This window comes from Saccharothrix saharensis (assembly GCF_006716745.1).
GTDB classification, from domain to species: Bacteria; Actinomycetota; Actinomycetes; order Mycobacteriales; family Pseudonocardiaceae; genus Actinosynnema; species Actinosynnema saharense.
Genome location: NZ_VFPP01000001.1, coordinates 4,059,485 through 4,084,818 on the forward strand (window position 1 = coordinate 4,059,485; position 25,334 = coordinate 4,084,818).

Genomic DNA, 25,334 nt, shown 5'->3' on the forward strand with positions numbered 1-25,334 from the left:
ACTCAGTCGTCTTTCTTGCTGCAAAAACGCTTTTCGGCGGTGGCGTACTCCGCGGAGTACTCCGCCAGCGCACGATCCTCGATCTCACCGCGGCGAAGCTGTGCGGCCAGCTCCTCGAGAGACATCGCGGTCACCTCTCTCCCCACTGATGCATCACACATTCAGGCGATGCACCAGCTGTATTCTCGGGTTCACGTTACGCAATGTCAAGGCGACTGGCCCTGCGTTAGCCCGTATGGGGGCTCAAGGTCGAGGACTCAGCCGGACGGCCCCGGCCTGCCACGCCCGATCGGCGCAGCGTGCGCGGGGCCGTCCGCGATCAGCTCTTGGTGGCCCGGTCGAACTCGGCCTTCGGCTCGTGGATCTGGCCGAGGGCGACGACCTCGCGGCCCGAGAACAGCGCCTGCGTCCAGTCCACGAACACCCGGAACTTGCGGTTGACCGTGGGCATGAACATGACGTGGTAGCTGCGGTGCATGAACCAGGCGACGACGCCCTTGAACCGCAGGCCGAACACGTCGGCCACGCCCTTGTAGAGGCCCAGGCCCGCGACCGAGCCCAGGTACTTGTGGAAGTAGTCCTTCGGCTGCTTGCCGCGCAGCGTGGCCACGATGTTCTTCGCCAGCAGCTTGGACTGCCGGATGGCGTGCTGCGCGTTCGGCACGCAGGTCGCCGTCGGGTCCTCCTCGGTGCGCGACAGGTCCGGCACGGCCGAGCAGTCGCCCGCGGCCCAGACCCCCGGCAGGCCCACGACCTGCATCGCGGCCGTGCACCGGACCCGGCCGCGCTCGTCGAGCGGCAGGTCGGTGTTGCGCAGCATCGGGTTGGCCTTCATGCCCGCGGTCCAGATGATGGTGTCCGAGTCGAACTCGGTGCCGTCGTCCAGGACGACGTGGCCGCCCTCCATGCTCTTGACGCGCGTGTCGAGGTAGCACTTGATGCCGCGCTTCTCGAGCTGCTCGACGGTGTAGACGCCGAGCCGCGCGCTCACCTCGGGCATGATCCGGCCGGTGGCCTCGACCAGCACCCAGTGCATGTCGGACTGCTTGAGGCCCTCGTAGTACCGCAGCGCGTAGCGGGCCATGTCCTCCAGCTCCGCCAGCGTCTCGATGCCCGCGAAGCCGCCGCCGATGACGACGAAGCTCAGCAGCCGCTTGCGCAGCTCCGGGTCGTTCGTGCTGGCGGCCTGGTCGAGCCGCGACAGCACGTGGTTGCGCAGGTAGATGGCCTCGCCGATGGTCTTCATGCCGATGCCGACCTCGGGCAGGCCCGGGATGGGCAGCGTGCGCGAGATGGCGCCGAGCGCCGAGACGAGCACGTCGTACTCGTACTCCTCGACGTGACCGTCGGCGAGCTCGACCGTGACGGCCTTGCGCTCGTGCTCGATGCGGGTGGCGCGGCCGGTGACCACGTGGCAGCGCTTGAGGACCTTGCGCAGGGGCACCACGACGTGGCGGGGCTCGATGGAACCGGCCGCCGCCTCGGGGAGGAACGGCTGGTAGGTCATGTGCGGCTGGGGGTCGATCACCGTGACGGACGCCTCGCCGGAACGCAGCTTCTTCTGCAATCCCAGCGCGGTGTACATGCCGACGTACCCACCGCCGACAATCACGATCCGTGTGGGTTGCGACTTCACAGCAGCCATACACACATGGTCGCACCGGGTGGGGCTTTCCGGCGCATCGAGCGGGCCCGTTGTGACCACAGTCGCCGGGTGATTGCGGACACCCTGCCGCTGACCAGCGGGAGCCGGTGAACGTGCTGAGAGGAACGATCCAGACGGTCAGCTCGCGCTGAGCGTCCAGGCCCGGTTCCTCAGCCCTTCCGACGCAGCAGGAGGACCACTCCGACGACGAGCCCGACGACGCACGCGAGCCCGACCACCTCGACCGCTTCGTCCGTTCGGCCGTCAGGCAGGAGGAGGACGACACCGGCGAGGGCGAGCACGCAGAGTTGCACCGCGGCGAACCTCTTCGCCGGTGCCCTTAGTGCATCCAGGTGAACGCGCGACCCGGCCGGGACGACCGCGGCGTAGGCGGACAGGACGTGCAGCAGGTGCAGCAGCACGATGAGCGCGAACACGCCCGGCCACGCCGGCTCGTCGCCGGTGAACACCATCGCCGCCGCCGGGTACCCGATGATCAACGCGACCGCGGCGGACGCCGGGATCGCCGCCGCCACGACGACCAGCCCGCCGTACACCGCGAGCGCGGGCCACTCGACCCCGTTGAGCGCGAGCACCCCGGCCACCGCCGCCGCCACCACCGCGATCGACGCCCGCAACACCCACGCCGGCCACCCGGCCCCCAGCTCAACCCGCACCGCCGCCCCCGTCCTGAGCGTTGAACCCGCGGTACCTGAGCGTTCGACACTCGAGACCTGAGCGTTCGACACTCGCGAGTGTCGAACGCTCGGCGCCCGAGTGTCGAACGCTCAGGCCCCGTGAATTCGACATTCGCGTCATCGCGTCACCCGACGGGCCGTGCGGGCGGCGCGGAGGACACCCGCGATCGGCGCGCCCCACTGCACGACGGCCACGCCGTGCTGCCGCATCGCCTCCAGCCGCACGTCGTGCTCCAACCGGATCACCTTCAACGCGCTCTCACCCCACGGCGTCTCGCGGTCGGCCCGCAACGGCGACGGCAGCACGTCCACCGCCAGCACCAGGTTGCCCCGCCGCGCCGCGTGCACGGCCAGCTCCACCACCTCGGCGTCCAGGAACGGCGACAGCACGACCACCAGCGCGCCGTGCGGCACCTGCTCCGGCCGCAGCACGGGCCGCTGCGCCCACCCGGCCGACCGGGCGCACACCACGAGCTGGTTGCGCAACCGCAGCAACTGCCGCCGTCCCGCACCCGCCCGCGCGCCGAGCTGCGGCCGGCCGAGGTCCACCAGCCCCACCCGGTCGCCCTGCCGCAGGTACCCGGCCGCCAACGACGCCGCCGCCCGCACGGCCAGGTCCAGGCTGCCGGCGGGCCGCACGGTCGTCCCCCGTGACGCCAACGACCACTCGCCGAGCGACCGGCCGAGCGCACGGCCCGACGCCACCTTCGCGGGCACCGACCAGTCACCCAGCTCCGCACCGACGTCCAGCCGCGTGTCCAACGCCAGCACGACGTCCGCGTCCGCCTCCGCGTGGTGCTCACGCACGTGCAGGTTCGTGCCCTCCGCGGCACCCGCGCTCGCCCGCAGCGACACCCGCCAGTCGATCCGACGCAGCCGGTCGCCCGGCTGGAACGCCCGGATGTCGCGCAGCTCCACCGAGTCGCCCGGCCGCCGCGCCCGGTGCGCGCCGACCAGGCCGACCGCCCGCGCGGGCAGCAACCCGGCGGGCAGCGCCTCGACCGGCGGCAGGATCACCCGGCCGCGCTCGGCGGCCGTCACCGGACCGTGCACGAACAACGCGTCCGGCCCGGCCACCAGGTGGTCCGGCCGCAGGTCCACGCCCTCGCCCCACGCGTCACGCCGCAGCACGACCTCGATCTCCCGCGCCTGTCCGGACAGCAGGTGCACGGGCCCGATGCCCGCGCCGACACCCGGCAGCCGGATCGCCAGCACCTCCGCGCCCAGGCCCGGGTCGACCTCCACCACGGACTTGGCCGCGCCGACCTCGCCCGTGCGCGGCAGCCCGCGCACCCGCACCTCCGGCGTGCCGACGACCGGCGTGACCAGCGCCAACAGCGTCGACAGCAGCAGCGGCGCGCCGAACAGGACCAGCTCCACCTCGTGCAGCACGCCGCCCAGCACCACCATGCCGACGCCCAGCACGAGGCCCCGCACCAGCGCGTCCGTGGGGTGCCAGTGCGCGCCGCGCCCGCCGGTGAACGCCACGCGCAGCCGTTCCGCCCGGTTCACGAGCGCGCGCTCGCGGGGCCGGCCACCCGGCCCAGCAGCTCGGTCACGACCTCCACGCCGGTGACGCCGGACGTCCACGTCTCCGGACGCAGCGTGAGCCGGTGCGCCAGCGCGGGCACGGCGCACTCCTTGACGTCCTCGGGCAGCACGAAGTCCCGCCCGTCCAGCACCGCCAGGGCCCGCCCCACCAGCACCAGCGCCTGCGCGCCGCGGGGTGACGCGCCGACCTCGACCGCGGGGTGCGCCCGGGTCGCGGCCGCCAGGTCCACGCAGTACCGCAGCACGTCGTCGTCGACCGACACCTGCTCCACGCCGTGCTGCAGCCGGCGCAGCCGCTCCGCGTCCAGCACCGGCTCGACCTCGGTCTCCTCGCGCTGCCGCACGAGCCTGCGGCGCAGCACCTCGACCTCCTCGGCGGGCGGCGGGTAGCCGATGTCCAGCCGCAGCAGGAACCGGTCGAGCTGCGCCTCCGGCAGCGGGTAGGTGCCCTCGTACTCGACCGGGTTCGCGGTCGCCAGCACGTGGAACGGGCGGGGCAGCCCGAACGTGCGGCCCTCGACCGTGACCTGCCGCTCCTGCATGGCCTCCAGCAGCGCGGACTGCGTCTTCGGGGGCGTGCGGTTGATCTCGTCGGCCAGCAGCAGGCCGGTGAACAGCGGTCCCTCGCGGAAGGTGAACTCGCGGTCGCCCGGGTTGTAGAGGAACGACCCGGTGACGTCGGCGGGCAGCAGGTCGGGCGTGCACTGCAGGCGCTTGAAGTCCAGCTTCAACGCCTGCGCCAGCGACCGCGCCATCAGCGTCTTGCCCAGGCCGGGCACGTCCTCCAGCAGCACGTGCCCGCCCGCGAGGATCGCCGCCAGCGCCAGCCGCAGCGACCGCTCCCGACCCACGACGACCGTGCCGACGGCGGCCAACACCGCCTTGGCCTCGGCCGCGATCGCCTCGACGCCCACTCCGGCTTCGGTCACAGCTTCTCCAACAGGTCGGCGAGCCGGGACGGCTCGGGCAGCGGCGCTTTCGGGTCGGTGAGCAGGCGGTGCAGCTCGTCGCCGAGCACTTCCCCGGCTCTCGGGTGGTGCAGGTCGGGCACGCCGTGCACCTGCCGCAGGCGTGCCTCGGCGAGCCGGCGCAGCCGGGGCTGGATCCGCTTGACGAACCGGTCCTGGTCGACGGAGGCCTCGGCGAGCCGGCTCGCGAGCGTGCTGGCCTGCGCGGACGTGGCGGTGGAGATGGTCGCGGGCCGGGGCGCCCACAGCACGTCGGTCGCGCGCGGCAGGCGTGCGACGAGCAGGCTCAACGCGCCGACGGGCAGTGCGAGCAGCACCGCCCACAGCCACGGCGCGCCGACGCGGGCGAGCACCAGCGCGGTGCCGGCCGTGACGGCGACCGCCAGCGCCACCGCGCGTCCCATACCGCGGACGAGGGGGTTCACCGCAGGTCTCGCACGATGTGCTCCAACGCGTCGGCGGCGGTGCGGGCGTCCGCCGCGGTCACCTCGGCCGTGCCGAACCGGGCCCGCTGGTAGGCGCGGCGCAGCGTGCCCGTGGCGTCCTCGTCCACCCGGTAGCGGCGCAGCAGGTCGCCGGTGAACTCGGTGGCCGTCTGGTGGCCCTCGCGCGGCACGCCGCTGTCCCGCGCGGCCCGTTCGAGGCTGAGCCAGGCGGCGATCACCGCGTCACCGGGCGGCCCACTCGCGGTGCCGCGCAGCTCCTCCAGCGCCTCGGCGGCGCGTCGGACGAGGATCGGCGGCGGCTTCGCGTGCTCCTCGGGCAGGTCGGGCGCGTCGACCGCGACCCCGGTGCCACGCCGCCGACGCCACTGGAACACGCCGAGCGAGACCAGCAGCCACACCACGCCGACGACCACCACGGCGATCAGCACGATCAGGAACACCAGCAGCGACCCGGCCGCCCCGGACCCGTCCAGGTTCGGTTCCAACGGCGGCAGCGACTGCGCCGTGGGCGTGGACGTCGCGTCGTCGGCCGCCGGCCGGTCCTGGTACCGCACCGGTGACGTCCCGCGGGCCGCGAGCGCGATGAGGACGAGCGCCGACCCCACCGCGAGGACGAGCGCGAGCCGGGGCTTCATCCACCCAGGATGCCTGCCGGACCGGGCGGGCGTGGCGGGTTTCGCCGGATCGTCGCCCGCCCTCGGAGGATCCCCGCCGCGACCCCGGCGGCGCGCAGCACGTCCTGGAGCATCGGCTGGGTCAGCTTGCCGGTGAACGTGTTCTGCTGGCTCACGTGGTAGCAGCCGAACAGGTGCAGCGGCTCGCCGCCGTCCTGGGCCGGCAGGGTGACGTGCGCGCCGTGGCCGAAGGCGGGACGCGGCCGGGGCACCTGCCAGCACGAGGCCAGCACCGGGAGCGCCGCCTGCCAGCCGAACCCGCCCAGCACGAGCACCGCGCGCAACGTCGGCCGGAGCAGTTCCAGCTCGCGGATCAGCCACGGGCGGCAGTTGTCGCGTTCCTCCGGCGTCGGCTTGTTCTCCGGCGGCGCGCACTTCACCGGTGCCGTGATCCGCGTGCCGACCAGCTCCAGCCCGTCACCGATGTGCGTGGCCGTCGGCTGGGTCGCCAACCCCACCGCGTGCATCGCCGCGTACAGGAAGTCACCGGAGCGGTCGCCGGTGAACATCCGGCCGGTGCGGTTGGCGCCGTGGGCGGCCGGGGCCAGGCCGATGATCGCCAACGACGCGTCGGCCGGCCCGAAGCCGGGCACCGGGCGTCCCCAGTACTCCTGGTCGCGGAACGCCGCCCGCTTGACCCTGGCCACCTCCTCGCGCCACGCCACCAGCCGCGGGCACGCCCGGCAACTGGTAACCCGTTCGTCAAGAGCGGAAAGCGGGAGCACCGACGACGACTCCGATCGTAGAGTTCGACCATGACCGACAAGGACAACGGCGACGAGCGGGCCGCCAAGGACAACGGCGACGAGAAGGACATCCCCGCCGACGACCTCGTCACCACCCAGCACAGCATCACCGTCAAGCGGCGCAAGCTGAACTACACCACGACCACCGGTCGGGTGGTGCTGCGCCAGGAGGTGCTGACCGAGGGCAAGTTCGACGGGCACCTGCCGAAGGCCGAGGTCTTCGTCACCGCGTACACGCTGGACGGCGCGGACCCCGCGAAGCGGCCCGTGACGTTCGCGTTCAACGGCGGCCCCGGCTCGTCCAGCGTGTGGCTGCACCTGGGCCTGCTCGGGCCGCGCCGGGTGGTCTCCGGTGACGTCGGCGACCTCGCGCCGCCGCCGTACGACCTGGTCGACAACACCGAGACGCTGCTCGCGCACAGCGACCTGGTGTTCATCGACCCGGTGTCGACCGGGTACTCGCGGGCGGTGAAGGGCGAGAAGCCCGGCCAGTACCACGGGTTCCAGGGCGACCTGGAGTCCGTCGGCGAGGTGATCCGGCTGTGGACGTCGCGCAACGGCCGGTGGATGTCGCCGAAGTTCCTGGCGGGCGAGTCCTACGGCACCACGCGCGCCGCGGGGCTGGCCGACTACCTCCAGTCGCGGTACGGCATGTACCTGAACGGGCTGATGCTGATCTCGTCCGTGCTGGACTTCGCCACGCTGGACTTCAGCGAGGGCAACGACCTGCCGCACACGTTGTTCCTGCCGACCTACGCGGCCATCGCGCACTACCACGGGCTGCACGGCTCGCGGTCGTTGGAGGAGGTGCTGGCCGACGCGGAGGACTTCGCGTCGCGCGACTACCCGTGGGCGCTGGCGCGCGGCAACCGGCTGTCCACTGAGGAGCGTGCGGCGGCGGTGTCGCGACTGGCGGGCTTGACCGGGCTCAGCGAGGACTACGTGGACCGGGTCGACCTGCGCATCGAGCACGTGCGGTTCTTCACCGAGCTGCTGCGGTCGGAGCGCAAGGTCGTCGGCCGGTTGGACTCGCGGTTCACCGGTGCGGACGCCGACTACGGGCGCGAGCACTTCAGCGAGGACCCGTCGTACTCGGCGATCCTCGGGCCGTACACGGCGGCGCTGAACCACTACGTGCGGGCGGAGCTGGAGTACGAGAACGACCTGCCGTACGAGATCCTGACGATGAACGTGCGGCCTTGGTCGTACAAGGAGTTCGAGGGCACCCACGTGACGGTGGCGAACAAGCTGTCGGCGGCGATGCGCGCCAACCCGCACTTGAAGGTGCACATCGCTTACGGGTACCTGGACGGCGCGACGCCTTACTACGCGGCCGAGCACGTGGTGGCGCACTTGCAGATCCCGGACGACCTGCACTCCAACATCGAGGCCGCTTACTACCCCGCGGGCCATATGATGTACGTGCACGAGCCTTCCCGGGTGCGGCAGTCGAAGGACTTGGCGGAGTTCGTCCAATCCGCCTCGAACCGCTAGGACCTGGGCTTTCGCTCGTCCGGGGGGTGAATCCGATTCACCAAGATCACCCGGACGAGCGAACCCATGGCCGTACGGGATCGATGTCATCGCCGATTTCGTTGCCGGAAACAAGGAGGCGGCGCACGGCGGGACCCGCAGGCCGAGCAGCCCGCGGACGGCGAGCGGCCCGAGGGACGGGAGGCCCGGGAACAAGCGGCCCGCGGAAGCCCCCGGAGCGCGGGCGGCTCGCGGTCGCGGAGCCACATCGGTCAGGCGCAGCCCGGCCAGGGACGAGCGGGGCGGCGGCGGGTCGGGGACGGTCGGGTCAGGGGACGACGTGGCGTTCCTCGGCGAAGTGGCAGGCGCTCGGGTGGCCGGCGGCCCGGGTGACCAGCGCCGGTTCGTCGGTGGCGCACACGTCCTGGGCTTTCCAGCACCGCGTGCGGAAGCGGCAGCCGGACGGGGGGTTCAGGGGTGAGGGGACGTCGCCGGTCAGGCGGATCACGTCGCGGTGGCCGCGCAGGGTCGGGTCGGCGACCGGGACGGCCGACAGCAGGGCCTGCGTGTAAGGGTGCGTGGGGTGGTCGTAGATCTCCTCCTCCGTGCCGATCTCGACGATCTTCCCGAGGTACATCACGGCGACCCGGTCGGACAGGTGGCGCACCACCGACAGGTCGTGCGCGATGAACACGTAAGCCAGCCCGAACTCGCCCTGCAGCTCGGCCAGCAGGTTCATCACCTGCGCCTGGATCGACACGTCCAACGCGGACACCGGTTCGTCGCACACGATCACCTTCGGCCGCAGCGCCAGCGCCCGCGCGATCCCGATCCGCTGCCGCTGCCCACCGGAGAACTGGTGCGGGTATCGGTTGATGTGCTCCGGGTTCAGCCCGACGACGTCGAGCAGCTCGCGCACCCGGCCCGCGCGCGACCCGCGTGGCGCGACCTCGGGGTGGATCTCGAACGGCTCGCCGACGATGTCGCCCACGGTCATCCGCGGGTTCAACGAGGTGTACGGGTCCTGCAGCACGATCTGCATGTCCCGCCGCCACCGCCGCAACGCCGCGCCCCGCAGCGAGAACATCGGCTCGCCCTCGAACAGCGCCGTGCCCGACGTCGGCGGCTCCAGCCGCATCAGCACCTGCGCCAGCGTCGACTTGCCGCACCCGGACTCGCCGACCACCCCCAGCGTCTCCCCCGCGCGCAACGAGAACGACACCCCGTCCACCGCCCGCACGTGCCCGACGGTCCGCCGGAACGCCACCCCGCGCGTCACCGGGAAGTGCTTCACCAGGTCGCGCACCTCCAACAGCTCAGCCACCGACGACCTCCTCCGCGAAGTGGCACGCGCTGGTCCGCCCGAACCCCAGCCGCACGTCCGGCGGCACGCGCACCGCGCACACGTCCTCCGCCCGCGGGCACCGGGGGTGGAACGGGCAGCCGGGCGGGACGGCCAGCAGGCTGGGTGGCAGCCCGCGGATCGTCTCCAGGGCCGTGCCCTTGGCGTCCAGCCTCGGCAGGGAGCGCATCAGCGCCGCCGTGTACGGGTGGCCGGGCGAGCGGAACAGCGAGACGGCGTCGGCCTGCTCCACGATCCGCCCCGCGTACATCACCACGATCCGGTCGGCCACCTCGGCGACGACCCCGAGGTCGTGCGTGATCAGCACCAGCCCCATCCGCCGCTCGCGCTGGATCTCCGCCAGCAGGTCCATGATCTGCGCCTGCACGGTGACGTCCAGCGCCGTGGTCGGCTCGTCCGCGATCAGCACCTCGGGGTCCAGCGCCAGCGCCATCGCGATCATGGCCCGCTGCCGCATCCCGCCGGAGAACTGGTGCGGGTACTCGCGGACCCGTTGCCGCGCGGCCGGTATCCGCACCAGGTCCAGCAGCTCGATCGCCCGCGTCCGCGCCTCGGCCCGGCTCATCCCGCGCCGCAGCCGCAGCTGCTCCTCGATCTGGAACCCGACCGTGAACACCGGGTTCAGCGCCGACAGCGCGTCCTGGAAGATCATCGCGACGCCCTCGGCCCGGACGGCGCGCCGTCGTTCGGGCGACGCGGTCAGCAGCTCCTCGCCGTGGAACCGCACCGAGCCGCGCGTGACGAACGCGGGCGGCGTGTCCAGGATGCCCATGATCGCCTGGGCGGTCACGCTCTTGCCCGACCCGGACTCGCCGAGCACGGCCACGGTCTCGCCGGCCGACACGTGGTAGCTCACGCCGTTGAGCACGCGCGCCACCCCGTCCCGGGTGCGGAACTCCACGTGCAGGTCCTCGACCTCCAGCACGGTTCCCCCTTCCTACCGGAGTTTCGGGTCGAGGGCTTCGCGGACCGCGTCGCCCAGCATCACGAACGCCAGCACGGTCGCGGTCAGGAAACCGGCCGGGAACAGCAGCGCGTGCGGTGCGACGCGCAGGTAGTCCTTGGCGCTGTTGATCATCACGCCCCACGACACGACCGGTTGCCGCAGCCCGATGCCGAGGTAGGACAGGGTGGCCTCGGCGCCGATGAACGCGCCCAGCGCGATCGTCGAGTAGACGAGGACGGGCGCGACGCAGTTGGGCAGCAGGTGCTTGCCGATGATCCGCCGCGACGACGCACCCAGCGCCCGGGCCGCTTTCACGTAGTCCTGCTGCTTGGCCGCGATGGCGGTGGACCGCATGATCCGCATCGCGACGGGCCAGGACAGCACCGAGATCGACAGCACCACCTGCGCCACGATCCGCACCGGCCCCGCGTCGCCGCCCGCGTTCAGCGTGGTCAGGATGACGATGGCGCCGAGCACGAACGGCACGCCCACGAACACGTCCGCGATGCGCGACACCACGGCGTCCAGCCAGCCGCCGTAGAAGCCGGCGAGCATGCCCACCGAGGCGCCGACCAGGATCACGCCGATCGTCGACAGCACGCCGACCACGATCGACGCCCGGGTGCCGTAGACGATCCGCGTGTAGACGTCGTAGCCCTGGTTGTCGTAGCCGAACCAGGCGGCGGACGAGGGCGCGCCGCGGGACCGGGACAGGTCGGCGGCGTTGGGGTCGCCCGAGGTGAACAGCCCGGGGAACGCCGCCATCAGCAGCACCAGCAGGATCAACGCCACCGACACCCAGAACAGCGGCCGGCGGCGCAGCGCGTGCCAGGCGTCCCCGAACAGGCCGCGCGGGCGTTCGGGGACGAGCGAGGCCAGTTGGTCAGTCATAGCGGATCCTCGGGTCCAAGACCGCGTACAGCAGGTCCACCAGCAACGTCATCAGCAGGTACACCAGCACCAGCACGGTCACCACGCCGGTCACCATCGCGCCGTCCTTGGTCAGGATCGACCGGAACACCAGACCGCCCACGCCGGGCACGTTGAAGATCCCCTCGGTCACGATCGCCCCGCCCAGGAACGCGCCGAGGTCCGTGCCCAGGAACGTGATCACCGGGATCAGCGAGTTCCGCAGCAGGTGCACCCCCACGATCCGGCGCGTCGGCAGCCCCTTGGCCAACGCCGTGCGCACGTAGTCGGCCCGCCGGTTCTCCGCGATGCTCGCCCGCGACAGCCGGGCCACGTACGCCATGGACAGGCTGGCCAGCACGAACCCCGGCACGACCAGGTTGCCGAAGGTCGGCGTGGTGACCGTGGGCGCGATCCAGCCGAGTTGCAGCCCGAAGACGAGCTGCACCACGTACCCGGTGACGAACACCGGGATGGAGATCAGGAACAGCGTCGACACCAGCACCAGGCTGTCCAGGAACCCGCGGTTGCGCAGCCCCGACACGACGCCGGCGGTGATGCCGATGACGGCCTCGATCAGCAGCGCCACCAGCGCCAGGCGCAGCGTCACCGGGAACGCGGCGGCGATCCGGTCGACCACCTGGACGCCGGACGAGGTGACGCCGAAGTCGCCCTGCACCAGGTTGACCAGGTACTTCCAGTACTGGAGCAGCAGCGGGTCGTCCAGGTTGAACCGCTCGCGCATCATCGCCACGTAGGAGGCGGGGCAGTCGCGCTCGCCGCACTTGCCCTCGAACGGGTCGCCCGGGACCGCCCACACCAGCACGTAGATCAGGAACGTGGTGCCCACGAACACCGGCACCATCTGCAACAACCTGCGCAGCACGTACCGCCCCATCGGGCGCTCCCCTCACCAGGGGGCCGGTCCGGGTGCGTGCCCGGACCGGCCCGAGTGGCCGGTGGCCCGGCTACGCCACTTCCACCGAGAAGAGGTCGAGCGTGCGGAACGGGTCGAGGTTGGCCACCTTGAGCCGGTCGGACCGGCCCGCGATGGTGTTCTGGGTCCACAGCGGGATGGCCGGCATGTCCGGGGCCATGATCCGCTCGGCCTCGAGGTACAGCTCGATCGCCGCGTCCTCGCTGGTGGCCTTGTCGGCCTCGGCGAGCTTCGCGTCGAACGCCGGGTTCGAGTACAGGCCGTCGTTGGAGGACGCGCCGGTGCGGTACAGCGGCGTGAGCCAGTTCTCGATCGACGGGTAGTCGGCGATCCAGCCCGCCCGGTACATGCCGGTCATCTCGTGCGCGTTCACCTTCTGCCGGAACTCGCCGAAGCTGGTCGACGGCACGAACCGGGCCTGCACGCCGAGCGTGTTCTTGATGCTGTTGACGACGGCTTCGGCCCATTCCTGGTGCCCGCCGTCGGTGTTGGACAGCAGCACGATCTCGCCGGTGTAACCGGACTTGGCGAGCGCTTCCTTGGCCTTCTCCGGGTTGTACGTGCAGTCGTCGCCGCACTGGCCGGGTTGGTAGCCCTTCATCAGCGGGTGCACCCAGCCGTCGGCGGGCTTGCGGGTGCCCTCGAAGATCCGCTCGGTGATCTCCTCGCGGTTGATCGCCATGGAGATCGCGCGGCGGAGGTCGGCGTTGTCGTAGGGCGGCAGGTAGAACGGGAACGCGATGGTCTGGAGGTTCAGCGTCTCGCGCTGCACCACCCGGTCGCCGAGGTCGGTCTCGTACTGCCTGCCCGCCAACGCGTTGGGCGGCAGTTCCTCCATGAAGTCCAGGTTGTTGGCGACGAGGTCGGCGTAGGCCGATTCGCGGCTCTGGTAGACCTTGAGCGTCAGGTCCTTGAACTTCGGCTTGTCGTTGCCCTTGTAGTCGTCGTAGCGGGTCAGCTTGATGTCGGTGCCGACCGTGCGCGAGACGTACTTGAACGGCCCGTTGCCGATCGGGTGTTCCTCGAAGGCCGCGCGGTCCTTGAAGAACGCCTCGGGCAGCGGCGCGAAGACCTCGTAGCCGATGGTGACCGGGAAGACGGCGAACGGTTCGGACAGCGTGATGGTGAACGTGTGGTCGTCCACGATCGCGAGGCCGGACAGCGTCTCGGCGGTGGGCGCCGGCGCTTCCTGCGGCTCCTCGGGGCCGTCGGGGTCCTTCGGGTGGACCGCGTCGTAGCCCTCGATCTGGGAGAAGAAGCTGGCGCCCTGGGTGCCGTTGGGGCCGTAGGCGGTCCAGTTCCAGGCGTCCACGAAGCTCTTCGCGGTGACCGGCGTGCCGTCGTGGAACAGCCAGTCCTTCTTGATCTTGACGGTGAACACCTTGGAGTCGGTCGTGTCGATCGACTCGGCCATGGCGTTGGCCGGTTGCGCGTCCTGCGCGCGGTACTCGACGAGGCCGGTGAACATCGGGTCGAGGACGCGGCTGCCGCCGACCTCGGTGGTGTTGCCCGGGACGAGCGGGTTCTCCGGCTCGGTGTTGAAGATCGTGATGCCGGCGTCGGTGTTCGCGCCGGCCGGGGTGTCGGCGGAGCCGCAGGCGGCGGCCGCCAAGGCGACGGCTGCGGCTGCGACCGTGGTCTTCGCTCCAGGAGCTAATCGTGCACGTGCCATGGGTCCTCCCACCTGATCGGGGTTACCGAGCAGAGTCGACCGCTTTCACAGCGTGAGAGAGAACCTAAGGGCAGCGTGACAGCGGCCACATGGGCGAGGGCGTCACGACCTGATCACGATCAATCCCAGTTGACAGGGATGGCCGCCGGAACCGGGGTCAGGCCAGCGCGAAGGCGATGCCGTCGAGGATGTCGTGCTCGCTCGCGACCAGCTCGGTGATGCCGTGCGACTCCAGGTGGTCGGCGAGGGTGCGGACGATCAGCGCGCCGCCGCAGATGACGTCCACCCGGCCGGGGTGCATCGGGCCGAGGGCGGCGCGTTCGTCGTGGCTCATCGTGAGCAGCTTGGCGGTGACCTCGCGGACCCGGTCCAGGCTCAGCCGGGCGAGGTGGATCTCCTGCGGCTCGTACCGCGGCAGTTCCCTGGCCAGGGCGACGAGGGTCGTGACGGTGCCGGCCACGCCGATCCACGTCTTCGCGCCGGCGGTCGGCACGGCGGCGAACGCCTCGGCGAGGACCTCGCGGGTGACGTCGACGGCCTGCTCGACCTGCGCCTCGGTCGGCGGGTCGGAGCGCAGGCAGCGTTCGGTGAGCCGGACGCAGCCGATGTCCACCGACCGGGCGGCGTCGACGTCGCCGCGCACGCCGTTCCAGGTGCCCAGGACCAGCTCGGTGGAGCCGCCGCCGATGTCGGAGACCAGGAACGGGCCCTCGTCCGGGTCCAGGTCGGACACCGCGCCGGTGAAGGAGAGGCGGGCTTCCTCGTCGCCGGTGATGACCTCGGCGGCCACGCCCAGGACCTCGCGGGTCATGTCGAAGAAGACGTCCTTGTTGGCGGCGTCGCGGGTGGCGGAGGTGGCGACCATGCGGACGCGTTCGGTGCCCTTGCGGCGCAGGACGGCCGTGTAGTCGGAGAGGGCCGCGCGGGTGCGGGCGATGGCGTCGGGGTGCAGCTCACCGGTGGCGTCGACGCCTTGGCCGAGGCGGACCACCCGCATCTCCCGGTGCACGTCGCGCAGCCACCGCTCACCACTGTCCGAAGTGGTCACGTCGGCGACCAGCAGGCGGATCGAGTTGGTCCCGCAGTCGATCGCGGCCACGCGTGCCATGCCCGAGTCCCTTCCCCGCCGGTGAGTGGTGCTGGGGGAAGGGTAGTGGTGGAGGGCGCCACCGGTCCGCTCGGCGTGGTCGCCGGCGAAGTACTGCTTGATCGAGCCGGTGGACGGCGTGGTGGACGGGTTGCGGCCGCAGACGTCGGTGTAGACCTGACCTGGTCGTCGTCCCGGTGGGTGCACTTGTCGTCGTAGATCAGCTCGTTCACGTTGTTGCTGAACGCGTGGTGCCCTGCGGCGGGACGGAGCGGGCGACCGCGCAGCCGGTGGCGACCGATCCGGCAGGTGGCGGCACCGCCGGTGGCGAGTCGGTGTCCGACCGGGCCCGGTGCCCTGTGGACCAGTGGCACCACCTCGCGGAGGTCTGCCTCAGGTGGCCTTCATGGACGACGTGGTCGACGGCGACGCGGAGGAGACCGAGCCGCTGGACGAGGACGACGTGCCGCCGGTCGTGCCGCCGGTGGTGCCCTCCGGGGACGTCGCGGCGGGCGGCTCGGTCGTCGTGGTCGTCGTCGTGGTGGTGGTCGTGGTGGTGGTCGTGGTCGTGGTCGGCGCGGGGCAGTCCGACGGGGTGGACGACGTCGTGGTGGGCGTCGTCGTGGGGGTGGTGGTCGACGTCGTCGTCGTGGGCGGCGTCGGCGTCGGGCACACCGGCGGGGTGGTGGTGGTCGTCGTCGGCGGGAACGTGAACGTGGTCGTCACGCCGGTCCGCGTGGTCGTCGTGGTGCTCGTCGGGTGCGACGGGCTGGACGACGGCGGGTTCGAGTTGCCGGGCGGTGAGGTGTTGTTGTTGCCCGGGGTGGTGCCGTTGCCGACGTCCTGGCCGAAGTCGTCGTCCGAGCCGATGATGTCGGGCAGCACCGGCACGCCGCTGGCGTACACGTCCGCCCAGTACAGCACCGTGGCGACGTAATCGTTGGAGTGGTTGTAGCGGAACACCGACTTGGCGCGCTGCTCCGGGTCGGCCAGGTCCGAGTTGTGGGCGCACAGGTAGTTGCCCGCGCCGATGGTGGCGTCGTAGATGTTGTTCGGGTTGCGCTCGCCGTCGGCGTTGCCGTCGGCCGCGTAACCGGCCCACGTGGACGGGATGAACTGCATCGGGCCGACGGCCCGGTCCCAGGTGCCGTCGCCGTCGAACCGGCCGCCGTCGGTGTCGCGGATGGCCGCCATGCCGGGCGCGCCGTTGAGCACCGGGCCCAGGATGGGTTCGACCGTGGTGCCCTTCTCGTTGACCCGACCGCCGCGGGCGTGCCCGGACTCGATGCGGCCGATGCTGGCCAGCAGCGGCCAGTCCAGGTGGCAGTTCGGCGTGGTCTGGGCCAGCCGGTCGGCCGCGCGCATGTACGCGTCGAGCATCACGCCGGGGATGCCGTGCTGGCCCTCGCGCAGGAAACCGCCCTCCAGCGGGGGCAGGTCGTCCTCGAACTCCGCCGGGTCGTCGGCCTCGGCCAGCAGGGCCGCGCTCAGCTCGTCGGTCTCGGGCAGCCGACCGGTCGCGCCCAGCTTGCCCTCGGCGTCCAGCGCGAGCGTGCCCAGCACGTCACCCGGACCGGGCGGCACGGCTTCCACGTCGGAGCGGCCGGCGAGGTGCACCCAGTCGATCGGCGTCGCGGTGTGCAGCAGCGCGGGCACGAGCATCGCGGCCGTCGCGGTGGCGGCGAAGCCCCATTGCCGCAGCGTCATCGTGCCCGGATGGACCTTCGTCCGCTTCCGCCCCCGACGCTTCGACTTCGGCACAGCCCCGGACTCCCCATCGACTCGTCACCCCGGCCTGCGAACCAGCCTGCCTGATCCGAACGGCGGTGTCACGGGCAGCCGCTGTCTTTGTGCCCGAACAACTGCCCGTACGTTCACTTTTTCACCGTTGACGCGCAATCACCGCTCGGCCACCACTCCGCGAGCAGGTCGAGCGCCTCGTCGCCGAACGGGTTCACCCCCCGGCCCGCGGCCAGCGAGTGCGCCACGTGCACGTGCAGGCACTTGACCCGCCCCGGCATGCCACCCGCCGTGACCGCCGTGCCGAGCGGTTCGATCGCGTCCCGCTCGGCCAGGTACGACTCGTGCGCACGGCGGTAGCGCTCGGCCAGCTCGTCGTCCACGGCCAACCGGTCGGTCATCTCCTTCATCAGCCCGGCACCCTCGAGCCTGCTGACGTAGGAGTTCAACCGGGAGCAGGTCAGGTAGTACAGGGTCGGGAACGGCGTGCCGTCCTCCAGCCGGGGGTTGGTCTGCACGACCGCCGGGTGCCCGCTGGGGCACCGCGCCGCCACCGCCCGCATGCCGCGCGGCTCGCGGCCCAACTGCGCCGCGACCGCCGCCCGGTCCTCGTCGCTCACCGTCATCGTGCCGCCGCCGAATCCCACAACTGCTCGTACCACGCCTTGTCCTCGGCCGGTTTCGTCTCCGGTCGCTCCTGGTCCGGTTCGCGCCCCGCGTCGCCGGGGAGCTGCACGATGTAGGGCGTCTCGCCGGGCCGCACGTAGTGCAGCCTCCGTCGCGCCTCGGCCTCCACGTGCGCCGGGTCGGCCAGTTCCCGCTTGCGCTGCTCCAGCTGCCCCACCTCGGCTCGCAGCGTCTCCTGCGAGGCCGTCACCTCGCGCAGCTCCTCGCGTTGGGCCAGGTAGGTGCGCAGCGGCACCGCGATGCTCAGCGCGAGCGCGCACACCACCATCGCCAGCAGCGCGGCCCGCCGCGTGCCGGTCATCCCGAACGCGCCACCCGTGCCCGCCCTGCTCCGCGCCCGGGACTGCGGCTTGCGCGCCGCGGGCCGGGTGCGCGGCGGCGGCTTGCGGGGTTGGCCGTCGCGGGCCCGCGCAGGGCGGGACCTCGGCGTGGCCTCGCGGCCACGCCGGGGGTCCCGTTCCCGTCGTGCCATCAGCTCTCCGGCGTGTACCGCGGGAAGGCCAGGTCACCGGCGTACCGCGCGGCGTCGCCCAGGGCCTCCTCGATGCGCAGGAGCTGGTTGTACTTCGCGGTGCGCTCACCGCGGGCGGGCGCGCCGGTCTTGATCTGGCCCGCGCCGACGGCCACCGCGAGGTCGGCGATCGTGGTGTCCTCGGTCTCGCCGGACCGGTGCGACATCATCGACTTGTAGCCGTAGGACGTGGCCAGCGCGACCGCGTCCAGCGTCTCGGACAGCGTGCCGATCTGGTTGACCTTCACCAGCAGCGCGTTGGCCGCCCGGCGGGAGATGCCCTCCTCCAGCCGCTCCGGGTTGGTCACGAACAGGTCGTCGCCGACGATCTGCACGCGCTCGCCCAGCTCGGCGGTCAGCTGCACCCAGCCGTCCCAGTCGTCCTCGGACAGCGGGTCCTCGATCGACACCAGCGGGTAGGCGTTGACCAGCTCGGTGTAGTAGCCGGTCATCTGCTCGGCGCTGCGCTTGGTCTTCTCGAACGTGTACGCGCCGTCGGAGAAGAACTCCGTGGCGGCCACGTCCAGGGCCAGCGCGATGTCGCGGCCGGGCGTGAAGCCCGCCTTCTCGATCGCGACCAGGATCAGGTCCAGCGCGTCGCGGTTGCTCGACAGGGACGGCGCGAAGCCGCCCTCGTCGCCCAGGCCGGTGCCCAGGCCCTTGGACTTCAGCACCGACTTCAGCGCGTGGTAGGTCTCCGCGCCCCAGCGCAGGGCCTCGCGGAAGCTCTCCGCGCCGATCGGCGCGATCATGAACTCCTGGATGTCCACGTCGGTGTCGGCGTGCGCGCCACCGTTGAGGATGTTCAGCATCGGCACCGGCAGCACGTGCGCGTTCGGGCCGCCGACGTACCGGAACAGCTCCAGGCCGCTGGACGCCGCCGCCGCCTTCGCCACCGCGAGCGAGACGCCGAGGATGGCGTTCGCGCCCAGGCGGGACTTGTCCGGCGTGCCGTCCAGGTCGACCAGCTTCTGGTCGACCACCCGCTGCTCGACGGCCTCGATGCCGACCAGCTCGGGGCCGATCTCGTCGAGCACCGCCGTGACCGCGCGCTCGACGCCCTTGCCCAGGTAGCGCTTGGCGTCGCCGTCCCTCAGCTCGACCGCCTCGTGCTCGCCGGTCGACGCGCCGGACGGAACCGCGGCGCGCTCCAGCGTGCCGTCGTCCAACGCCACCTCTACCTCGACGGTCGGGTTGCCTCGCGAGTCCAGGATCTCGCGGGCGCCGACCTGCTCGATGACCGCCACGTGCGCTCCCTCGTCAGACCATCTGTGTATCGATGCCGAGCCTAGTTGGTGCAAGGTGTGGGACGGCCCCGGCTCGCCTGTTGGGGCACCGGCCGGGAGGGGTTCACGCTTGGTTCACGTGGCGCGCGGTGGGGACGGGCCGTTGCTGGTGCTGCTGCACGGGCTCGGCGCGACGGGCTCGGTGTGGCGCTCAGCTGCGGATTCGTGGCCCGGGGAGTGGTTGGCGGTGGACCTGCCGGGGCACGGTCGGTCGGCGCCGGCGACGCGGTACTCGTTCGGGTCGCTGGCCGCTTCGGTGGCCGCGGTCGTGGGTTCGGGACCGGTGGCGGTGCTCGGGCACTCACTGGGCGGCGTGGTGGCGTTGACGCTGGCCAGCGGGTGGTTCGGGGTGGACGTGCGGGCGGCCGGCGGGCTCGGGGTCAAGCTGCGGTGGACCGACGAGGAGCTGGCGCGGGCGGCGGCGCTGGCCGCGAAGCCCGCGCGGGTGTTCCCGACCCGCGAGGAGGCGGTGGCGTGGGCGTCGAAGCTGGCGGGCGTGCCGTTGGCGGACGGCGTGGTCGAGGTGGACGGCGGTTGGCGGGCGGCGCTGGACCCGGCGGCGTTCGGGGTGGGCGCGCCCGACGTGGCGGGGCTGCTGGCGGTGGCCAAGGCGCCGGTCGTGCTGGCCGCGGGCGAGGCCGACCCGATGTGCCCGCCGGAGCACCTGCTCGCGGCGCAGCCGGGCGGGGTGGTGCTGCCCGGCGTCGGCCACAACGCCCACGTCGAGCGGCCGGCGTCGCTCGGGCCGGTGCTGGACCGGCTGCACGCGGCTCTCGTGGCGTGACACGCCGATCCCGTCATCCGGTCGGCTGTCGTCCGGCGGCCGGATGGCCGGGTAGCGTTGATCGAACCATGACCGACAGCACCTTCGAGGCGTTCCGCCGGGCCGAGGCGCTGCTCGCGGACCGCCGACCGCTGGAGGCGCTGCGCGAGCTCCGAGTCGTGCTCGAAGCCGCGCCCGACCAGGTGGGCGTGCAGCTGCTCGCGGGGCGGGCGTACCTGGGGTCGGCCCAGCTCAAGCGCGCCGAGGCGGCGTTCCGCAAGGTGCTGGAGCTCGACCCGAGCGACCACTACGCGCGGTTCGCGCTGGGTCGGACGTTGCAGCGGCAGAGCCGGTTGACCGAGGCGTTGACGCAGTTGCGGATCGCGGCGGCGATGAACCCGTCACCGGAGTACCAGGAGGCGTTGGGCGAGGTCAGCGCCCGCCTGGCGGTGGAGCGGGACCGGTGACGGCCTACGAGCTCGGCCCGGTGGTCGCCGAGCGCCGGGTGGACCGCGTCGCCCCGGACGGCAGCCGCGCACCGGTCGTGGTCCGCTTCGGCCGGCCCCACCCGGACCCGCTGAGCCCGAACGGCGACTGGTGCTGCCCGCACCAGGTGCTCGGGCTGGGTGACGAGGCGGTCGGCGCGGCGTTCGGCGTCGACTCGCTGCAGGCGCTGCTGCTCAGCGTGCACCGCGTGCGGCTGGAGCTGGCGGCACGGGCGGAGCGGGCGTCGGTCAAGCTGGACTGGCTGGGCCTGCCGGACCTGGGCCTGACCGTCGAACCGCACGTCACCCGGCCCTAGCCGACGCTGACCCGCGCGTAGGCGTCCGCGCCGCTGTAGACGTTCTGGCCGTACTCGGTCGAGTTGTTGTAGGCCAGCACGGCCGCCCACCAGCCCGCGCCCGTGCCCAGGTCACGGCCGTCCGAGCACAGGTAGCGGGCGGCGGCCAGGGCGGCGTCGTCGATGTTCTGCGGGTCCGGCGCCCGGCCGTCGCCGTTCGCGCGCACGGCGTAGCGGGCCCACGTGGTCGGGATGAACTGCATCGGGCCGACCGCCCGGTCCCACTTCGTGTCGCCGTCGAGCACGCCGCCGTCGCTGTCCGCGATGGCCTTCACGCCCGGTGAGCCGTCCAGCGGGATGCCGATGATCGGGCGTGACGGCCGGCCGTCCTCCCCGAGCCGCAGGCCGCCGAGCGTGCCGTGGTGCGACTCGATCCGGCCGATGCCCGCCAGCGTCGCCCACGACAGCCGGCACGCCGGGCTCTGCGACCGCATGACCAGGTCGGCGGTGGCGTACGCGCGCAGCGCGCGGGCCGGGACGTCGGTCTTGTCCGACAGCGACGCCGCCCACGCGACCAGCGGGTCCGCGGTGGGCTCGGCCTGGCCCGCCGGCGGCACGTCACCGCCGGACCCGGGCAGGGCGGGCGCGGCGGCGCCGGGCTCGACCGCCTGGAACGGCACCGGGAACGGCGGGTCGGCGGCCTGCCGCGGCGCGGACCGGTTGAACGTGGCCAGCGCCCACGCGCCACCCGCCACGACGGCCAGCAGGATCAGCACCAGCACGAGGCGCCCGACGAGGTTGCCGGCACCGCCGCGCGACGGACGGCGCGGCTCGGTCTTGGACGGCGGCGGGACGACCACCGCCCCAGGCTACGTGCTCCCGGCACCCGGACGGCGGGATCGCCGGGCAATTCGTCCCCCGATGCCGGATGCAGCGCGGCTACGACGATCTCGGCTGTTCGACGAGCGGGGGGCGGCACCCCGGCGTCGCGGGCACGACCACCGGCGGCAGCGCGACGGTCCGGACCTCGGTGCGCACGCTCACCAGCGTGTGGTTCACCGTGACGGGCGGCGCCACGACCGCCGCCAGGCACCCGCGCCCGCTGCGCGGCAACTCACGACGGCTCACGACACCCCCGAACCCGATCTTGGGTGCCCCTCATTGATCGGGTTCGGACCACCGGCCGCAACCACCGCGCCATCACACGCACAGGTGAACCCGATCAGGTGAGGGGCGGGAGCTGCGGCGGAACGGCCGCCGGCCGCGCCTCCAACGCCTCCAGCGCCAGCCGCACCGCCGTGTCGAGCTGCGGGTCGCGCCCGGCCACCCGGTCCTGCGGCGTGACGACCACCTCGACGTCCGGGTCCACGCCGTGGTTCTCCACGCCCCACCCCGGCCCGGCGAACCACGTCGCGTACCGGGGCTGCGTCACCAGCGTGCCGTCCACCAGGTGGTACTGCATGTCGATGCCGATCACCCCGCCCCACGTGCGGGTGCCGACGACCGGCCCGATGCCCATCTCCTTGATCGCCACGTTCACGATGTCGCCGTCGGACCCGGCGAACTCGTCCGCGATCGCCACCACCGGCCCGCGCGGCGCGTCACCGGGGTAGCTGTCGGCCGTGGTGTACCCGCGCGCCACGGACCAGCCGATGATCCGCCGCCCCAGCTTCTCCACGACCAACTCGGACGTGTGACCGCCGCCGTTCTCCCGCACGTCGAGCACCACGGCCTCCCGCGCCAGCTCCACCCGCAGGTCGCGGTGCAGCTGCGCCCAGCCCGCGCCCATCATGTCCGGCACGTGCAGGTACCCGACCCGCCCGTCGGACAGCTCGTGCACGCGGGCCCGCCGGTCGGCCACCCACGCGTGGTAGCGCAACGGCTCGTCGTCCGCCAACGGCACCACGACGACCCGGCGCGGCTCACCACCGCCACCGGGCCGCACGGTCAGCTCCACCGGCTTGCCCGCCGCACCGACCAGCAGCGGCGCGGGCCCCGTCACCGGGTCCACCTGCCGCCCGTCCACCGCCACGATCGCGTCACCGGCCCGCACCGCGACCCCCGGCGCGGCCAGCGGTGACCGCGCCGCCGGGTCCGACGTCTCACCCGGGATCACCCGCACCACCCGCCACGCGCCCGACTCGTCCCGCTCCAGGTCCGCGCCCAGCAAGCCCACCGCGCGCCCGCGCGACCCGTGCGCCGGGATCACGTAGGCGTGCGACGTGCCCAGCTCGCCCTGCACCTCCCACAGCAGGTCGACCAGGTCGCTGTAGCTGCCCAGCCGCTCGACCAGCGGCCGGTAGCGCTCCAGCACCCCAGCCCAGTCCACGCCGCCCATGTCGGTGCGCCAGAAGTGGTCCCGCATCAGCCGCCCGGCCTCCGCGTACGCCTGCCGCCACTCGGCCGCCCGGTCCACCACCACCCGCACCCGCGACAGGTCCACGTCCACCGAGTCGTAGTCGTCGGAGTCGACCTTCCGGTCCGTCGGCACCACCCGCAGGTCGCCGCCGTCCTGCACGGCCATCCGCTGCCCGTCGCCGGTCACCGCGAACGCGTCCACCCCGTCCACCAGCACGTCGGTGCGCGACTTGGCCAGGTCGAACCGCTCCAGCACCGCCCGCGGCGCCCGCGCCGACGGGCCGGCCAGGTTGTCGCCCAGCACCCCCCGCAACGGCGACCGCAGCCACAGCAACCCGCCCTTGGCCGCCGTCAACCCCGAGTAGCGGGCCGCCGCGACCGGCACCGTCACCACCCGGTCCGCCAACCCGTCCAGGTCGACGACCGTGATCGGGTTCTCCTCGTCCTTCTCCTTGTCCTTGTCCGACGAGTCGTCGCCCACCGGCCGGCCCAGGCGCAGCGGGTCGAACGGCGAGGGCGTCGTGGCCGCCAGCGGCAGCAGGTAGGGCCGGCAGCCGGTCGGGAACGACAGGTCGAACACGTGCGCGTCGTACACCGGGTCGAAGCTGCGCACCGACAGGAACGCCAGGTACCGGCCGTCCTCGGTGAACGTCGGCGAGAAGTCGGAGAACCGCAGCGGCGTCACGTCCACCACGGACAGGTCCGTCGTGTTCGTCATCCGGATGTGCTGCAACGGCCGCGGCCCGGGGTGCGACCACGCCAACCAGTTCGAGTCGGGCGAGAACGCCAGGTCGCTGACGTGCGGGTTCGCCCCCTTCAACACCTCGCGCACCTCACCGGACTCCACCTCGACCAGCAGCAGCCGCCCGTCGTGGGTGGCCACCGCCAACCGCCGCCCGTCCGGCGAGACGGCCAGCTCCAACACCCGCCCCAGCTTGCCGACCGCCACCCGCCGCGGCTCGTTGCCCGGCTCCACCCCACCGACGGGCGCGAACTCCAACCCCTCCTCGCCGTCCGCGTCGGTCACCCACACCACGCCGTCCCCGACCACCCGCGGCAACCGCGCCCGCACCCCGGGCTGCTCCGCCAACGCGCGCACGGGCCCGTCCCGGTGGGTCACCCAGTGCACCGTCCCCCGCACCTCGACCACACTGGCCCGCCCGGTCCGGTCCGGGTGGAAGTCGTCGGGCCGCGACGGCACGTGCCGCGGCCGGCGAGCCGTCCTCGGCCCACCCAACCGGATGTCCAACCTCCGCGGCTCGGCGCCGTCCAACCCGTCCAACACCCACAGCTCACCGGCGTGCTGCCAGACGATCCGCTCACCGTCACTCGACGCCACCCGGGCGTAGAACTCCTGCTCCGTGTGCCGCCTCAGGTCCGACCCGTCCGCCGACACCGAGTACAGGCTCCCGACCCCGTCGTGGTCGGACAGGAACGCGATCCGCTCCCCGATCCACATCGGTGACGTCAGCGACGACGTCAACCCGGGCAGGATGCGCTCGAACTCCCCCTCCCCACGCCGGTCGACCCACAACTTCGCCGCCGCCCCACCCCGGTACCGCTTCCACCAAGCCGGGTCCCGCCCGTACACCGACGTGACCACCACCTGCCCACCGGGCCCGAACGCCACGTCGTCCACCCACCCGAACGGCAACCGCCTCGCCGGTCCCCCGTCCACCGGAACCGCGTGCGCCCACTGCCGGTTCGTGGTCGCCTGCCCGGTGGACGTCACGGCGACGACCTCACCCTCCGCCGTCCACCCCCGGACCCCGGTCGTGTAATCACCCCAATAGGTGAGCCGAACCGCCTCCCCGCCCTCCACCGGCGCCAAGTGCACCTCGGGCGCCCCGTCCCGCCGACTGGTCCACGCCAACCCCGTCCCGGTCGGGTCGAAGCGGGGAAAGGACACAGGCACCTGGTCAGCGGTCACCCGCCAGGCCCGACCACCGTCGAGCGGCGCGAGCCACACATCGTCTTCGGCGACGAACGTCACCAGGTCGCCGTGCAGGTGCGGGAAGCGGAGGTAAGCCTCGGTCACCCTTCGACGTTATCGGACCCGCAACCAACCCACCGAGGCCCGATTCGACGTGGGT

25 protein-coding genes are annotated in these 25,334 nt (G+C 72.5%); 4 read left to right on the top strand and 21 right to left on the bottom strand.

Translation table 11 applies throughout. The features are described from left to right. Positions 1-2: 2 nt before the first annotated feature. The 8 genes from FHX81_RS42615 to FHX81_RS17560 all read right to left on the bottom strand — a co-directional run bounded on the left by FHX81_RS42615 (position 3) and on the right by FHX81_RS17560 (position 6,707). Positions 3-125: a hypothetical protein gene (locus FHX81_RS42615; RefSeq protein WP_267935188.1), complete on the bottom strand. Its 123-nt coding sequence runs from the start codon at positions 123-125 to the stop codon at positions 3-5. A 194-nt stretch (positions 126-319) separates the two neighbouring features. Next, positions 320-1,645, bottom strand: a complete 1,326-nt coding sequence (locus tag FHX81_RS17530) for an NAD(P)/FAD-dependent oxidoreductase (RefSeq protein WP_141979193.1) — start codon at positions 1,643-1,645, stop codon at positions 320-322. A gap of 170 nt (positions 1,646-1,815) precedes the next feature. Beyond that, positions 1,816-2,322 carry a hypothetical protein gene (locus FHX81_RS41300; RefSeq protein WP_211363502.1) on the bottom strand — a complete coding sequence of 169 codons (507 nt, stop codon included), beginning with the start codon at positions 2,320-2,322 and terminating at the stop codon, positions 1,816-1,818. A 138-nt stretch (positions 2,323-2,460) separates the two neighbouring features. Continuing rightward, entirely contained in the window at positions 2,461-3,855 is a 1,395-nt protein-coding gene (locus FHX81_RS17540) for a DUF58 domain-containing protein (RefSeq protein ID WP_141979194.1), read from the bottom strand. Next, positions 3,852-4,823 carry an AAA family ATPase gene (locus FHX81_RS17545; protein ID WP_170232083.1) on the bottom strand — a complete coding sequence of 324 codons (972 nt, stop codon included), beginning with the start codon at positions 4,821-4,823 and terminating at the stop codon, positions 3,852-3,854. The genes FHX81_RS17540 and FHX81_RS17545 overlap by 4 nt, the downstream gene beginning before the upstream one ends. Further along, positions 4,820-5,287, bottom strand: coding sequence for a hypothetical protein (locus FHX81_RS17550; RefSeq protein ID WP_246107863.1), 468 nt, complete (start codon positions 5,285-5,287; stop codon positions 4,820-4,822). The genes FHX81_RS17545 and FHX81_RS17550 overlap by 4 nt, the downstream gene beginning before the upstream one ends. Next, positions 5,284-5,943, bottom strand: a complete 660-nt coding sequence (locus tag FHX81_RS17555; RefSeq protein WP_141979195.1) for a DUF4129 domain-containing protein — start codon at positions 5,941-5,943, stop codon at positions 5,284-5,286. The genes FHX81_RS17550 and FHX81_RS17555 overlap by 4 nt, the downstream gene beginning before the upstream one ends. Next, the gene (locus FHX81_RS17560) at positions 5,940-6,707 is read right to left on the bottom strand and encodes a uracil-DNA glycosylase (protein WP_141979196.1); all 768 of its coding nucleotides are present in this window, start codon (positions 6,705-6,707) and stop codon (positions 5,940-5,942) included. The genes FHX81_RS17555 and FHX81_RS17560 overlap by 4 nt, the downstream gene beginning before the upstream one ends. A 30-nt stretch (positions 6,708-6,737) precedes the next feature. On the opposite strand from FHX81_RS17560, the gene FHX81_RS17565 reads away from it, so the two are divergent. Continuing rightward, positions 6,738-8,222 carry a S10 family peptidase gene (locus FHX81_RS17565; RefSeq protein WP_141979197.1) on the top strand — a complete coding sequence of 495 codons (1,485 nt, stop codon included), beginning with the start codon at positions 6,738-6,740 and terminating at the stop codon, positions 8,220-8,222. Positions 8,223-8,529: 307 nt separating this feature from the next. Here the strand turns inward: FHX81_RS17565 and FHX81_RS17570 are convergent, their stop codons facing one another. The 10 genes from FHX81_RS17570 to eno form a co-directional block, all read right to left on the bottom strand. Then, the gene (locus FHX81_RS17570) at positions 8,530-9,525 is read right to left on the bottom strand and encodes an ABC transporter ATP-binding protein (RefSeq protein WP_141979198.1); all 996 of its coding nucleotides are present in this window, start codon (positions 9,523-9,525) and stop codon (positions 8,530-8,532) included. Then, entirely contained in the window at positions 9,518-10,489 is a 972-nt protein-coding gene (locus FHX81_RS17575; protein WP_141979199.1) for an ABC transporter ATP-binding protein, read from the bottom strand. The genes FHX81_RS17570 and FHX81_RS17575 overlap by 8 nt, the downstream gene beginning before the upstream one ends. A 12-nt stretch (positions 10,490-10,501) precedes the next feature. Then, a complete protein-coding gene (locus tag FHX81_RS17580; protein ID WP_141979200.1) occupies positions 10,502-11,401 on the bottom strand; it encodes an ABC transporter permease in 900 nt (299 codons plus the stop codon). Continuing rightward, positions 11,394-12,317, bottom strand: a complete 924-nt coding sequence (locus FHX81_RS17585; protein ID WP_141979201.1) for an ABC transporter permease — start codon at positions 12,315-12,317, stop codon at positions 11,394-11,396. The genes FHX81_RS17580 and FHX81_RS17585 overlap by 8 nt, the downstream gene beginning before the upstream one ends. Before the next feature lie 70 nt (positions 12,318-12,387). Next, positions 12,388-14,028, bottom strand: coding sequence for a peptide ABC transporter substrate-binding protein (locus FHX81_RS17590; RefSeq protein ID WP_141979202.1), 1,641 nt, complete (start codon positions 14,026-14,028; stop codon positions 12,388-12,390). Positions 14,029-14,185: 157 nt separating this feature from the next. Continuing rightward, the gene (locus tag FHX81_RS17595; RefSeq protein ID WP_141979203.1) at positions 14,186-15,136 is read right to left on the bottom strand and encodes a Ppx/GppA phosphatase family protein; all 951 of its coding nucleotides are present in this window, start codon (positions 15,134-15,136) and stop codon (positions 14,186-14,188) included. 372 nt (positions 15,137-15,508) lie between these two features. Beyond that, a complete protein-coding gene (locus tag FHX81_RS17600; protein WP_141979204.1) occupies positions 15,509-16,822 on the bottom strand; it encodes a lytic transglycosylase domain-containing protein in 1,314 nt (437 codons plus the stop codon). A 167-nt stretch (positions 16,823-16,989) separates the two neighbouring features. Continuing rightward, complete coding sequence (locus FHX81_RS17605) at positions 16,990-17,481, bottom strand: DUF501 domain-containing protein (RefSeq protein ID WP_141983987.1); 492 nt, start codon at positions 17,479-17,481, stop codon at positions 16,990-16,992. Beyond that, the gene (locus tag FHX81_RS17610) at positions 17,478-18,014 is read right to left on the bottom strand and encodes an FtsB family cell division protein (RefSeq protein WP_141979205.1); all 537 of its coding nucleotides are present in this window, start codon (positions 18,012-18,014) and stop codon (positions 17,478-17,480) included. The genes FHX81_RS17605 and FHX81_RS17610 overlap by 4 nt, the downstream gene beginning before the upstream one ends. Then, complete coding sequence (gene eno, locus FHX81_RS17615; protein WP_141979206.1) at positions 18,014-19,300, bottom strand: phosphopyruvate hydratase; 1,287 nt, start codon at positions 19,298-19,300, stop codon at positions 18,014-18,016. Before eno ends, FHX81_RS17610 begins: the two co-directional genes overlap by 1 nt. 109 nt (positions 19,301-19,409) lie before the next feature. Here eno and FHX81_RS17620 point away from each other — a divergent pair, with 109 nt between their 5' ends. From FHX81_RS17620 to FHX81_RS17630, 3 genes are all read left to right on the top strand, one after another. After that, complete coding sequence (locus tag FHX81_RS17620) at positions 19,410-20,123, top strand: alpha/beta fold hydrolase (protein WP_141979207.1); 714 nt, start codon at positions 19,410-19,412, stop codon at positions 20,121-20,123. Positions 20,124-20,191: 68 nt separating this feature from the next. Further along, entirely contained in the window at positions 20,192-20,569 is a 378-nt protein-coding gene (locus FHX81_RS17625; RefSeq protein WP_141979208.1) for a tetratricopeptide repeat protein, read from the top strand. Further along, positions 20,566-20,904 carry a DUF6968 family protein gene (locus FHX81_RS17630; protein WP_141979209.1) on the top strand — a complete coding sequence of 113 codons (339 nt, stop codon included), beginning with the start codon at positions 20,566-20,568 and terminating at the stop codon, positions 20,902-20,904. The genes FHX81_RS17625 and FHX81_RS17630 overlap by 4 nt, the downstream gene beginning before the upstream one ends. On the opposite strand, the gene FHX81_RS17635 is transcribed toward FHX81_RS17630, so the two are convergent. The 3 genes from FHX81_RS17635 to FHX81_RS17645 form a co-directional block, all read right to left on the bottom strand. Further along, the gene (locus FHX81_RS17635; RefSeq protein WP_141979210.1) at positions 20,901-21,743 is read right to left on the bottom strand and encodes a lytic transglycosylase domain-containing protein; all 843 of its coding nucleotides are present in this window, start codon (positions 21,741-21,743) and stop codon (positions 20,901-20,903) included. The two genes, FHX81_RS17630 and FHX81_RS17635, sit on opposite strands and share 4 nt — an antisense overlap. Before the next feature lie 79 nt (positions 21,744-21,822). Next, a complete protein-coding gene (locus FHX81_RS17640; protein ID WP_141979211.1) occupies positions 21,823-22,011 on the bottom strand; it encodes a hypothetical protein in 189 nt (62 codons plus the stop codon). Between the two features lie 94 nt (positions 22,012-22,105). After that, positions 22,106-25,279 (bottom strand): S41 family peptidase, encoded by a 3,174-nt coding sequence (locus tag FHX81_RS17645; protein WP_141979212.1) that lies wholly within the window; start codon positions 25,277-25,279, stop codon positions 22,106-22,108. Positions 25,280-25,334 lie beyond the last annotated feature (55 nt).

Excerpts from the sequence above, each read along its gene's own strand:
- FHX81_RS17605 (WP_141983987.1), bottom strand. The coding sequence starts at position 17,481 with ATGACGGTGAGCGACGAGGACCGGGCGGCGGTCGCGGCGCAGTTGGGC.
- FHX81_RS17580 (WP_141979200.1), bottom strand. The coding sequence starts at position 11,401 with ATGACTGACCAACTGGCCTCGCTCGTCCCCGAACGCCCGCGCGGCCTG.
- FHX81_RS17565 (WP_141979197.1), top strand. The coding sequence starts at position 6,738 with ATGACCGACAAGGACAACGGCGACGAGCGGGCCGCCAAGGACAACGGC.
- FHX81_RS17590 (WP_141979202.1), bottom strand. The coding sequence starts at position 14,028 with ATGGCACGTGCACGATTAGCTCCTGGAGCGAAGACCACGGTCGCAGCC.
- FHX81_RS17610 (WP_141979205.1), bottom strand. The coding sequence starts at position 18,014 with ATGGCACGACGGGAACGGGACCCCCGGCGTGGCCGCGAGGCCACGCCG.
- FHX81_RS17530 (WP_141979193.1), bottom strand. The coding sequence starts at position 1,645 with ATGGCTGCTGTGAAGTCGCAACCCACACGGATCGTGATTGTCGGCGGT.
- FHX81_RS17625 (WP_141979208.1), top strand. The coding sequence starts at position 20,192 with ATGACCGACAGCACCTTCGAGGCGTTCCGCCGGGCCGAGGCGCTGCTC.
- FHX81_RS17595 (WP_141979203.1), bottom strand. The coding sequence starts at position 15,136 with ATGGCACGCGTGGCCGCGATCGACTGCGGGACCAACTCGATCCGCCTG.
- FHX81_RS17585 (WP_141979201.1), bottom strand. The coding sequence starts at position 12,317 with ATGGGGCGGTACGTGCTGCGCAGGTTGTTGCAGATGGTGCCGGTGTTC.
- FHX81_RS17555 (WP_141979195.1), bottom strand. The coding sequence starts at position 5,943 with ATGAAGCCCCGGCTCGCGCTCGTCCTCGCGGTGGGGTCGGCGCTCGTC.
- FHX81_RS42615 (WP_267935188.1), bottom strand. The coding sequence starts at position 125 with ATGTCTCTCGAGGAGCTGGCCGCACAGCTTCGCCGCGGTGAGATCGAG.
- FHX81_RS17600 (WP_141979204.1), bottom strand. The coding sequence starts at position 16,822 with ATGACGCTGCGGCAATGGGGCTTCGCCGCCACCGCGACGGCCGCGATG.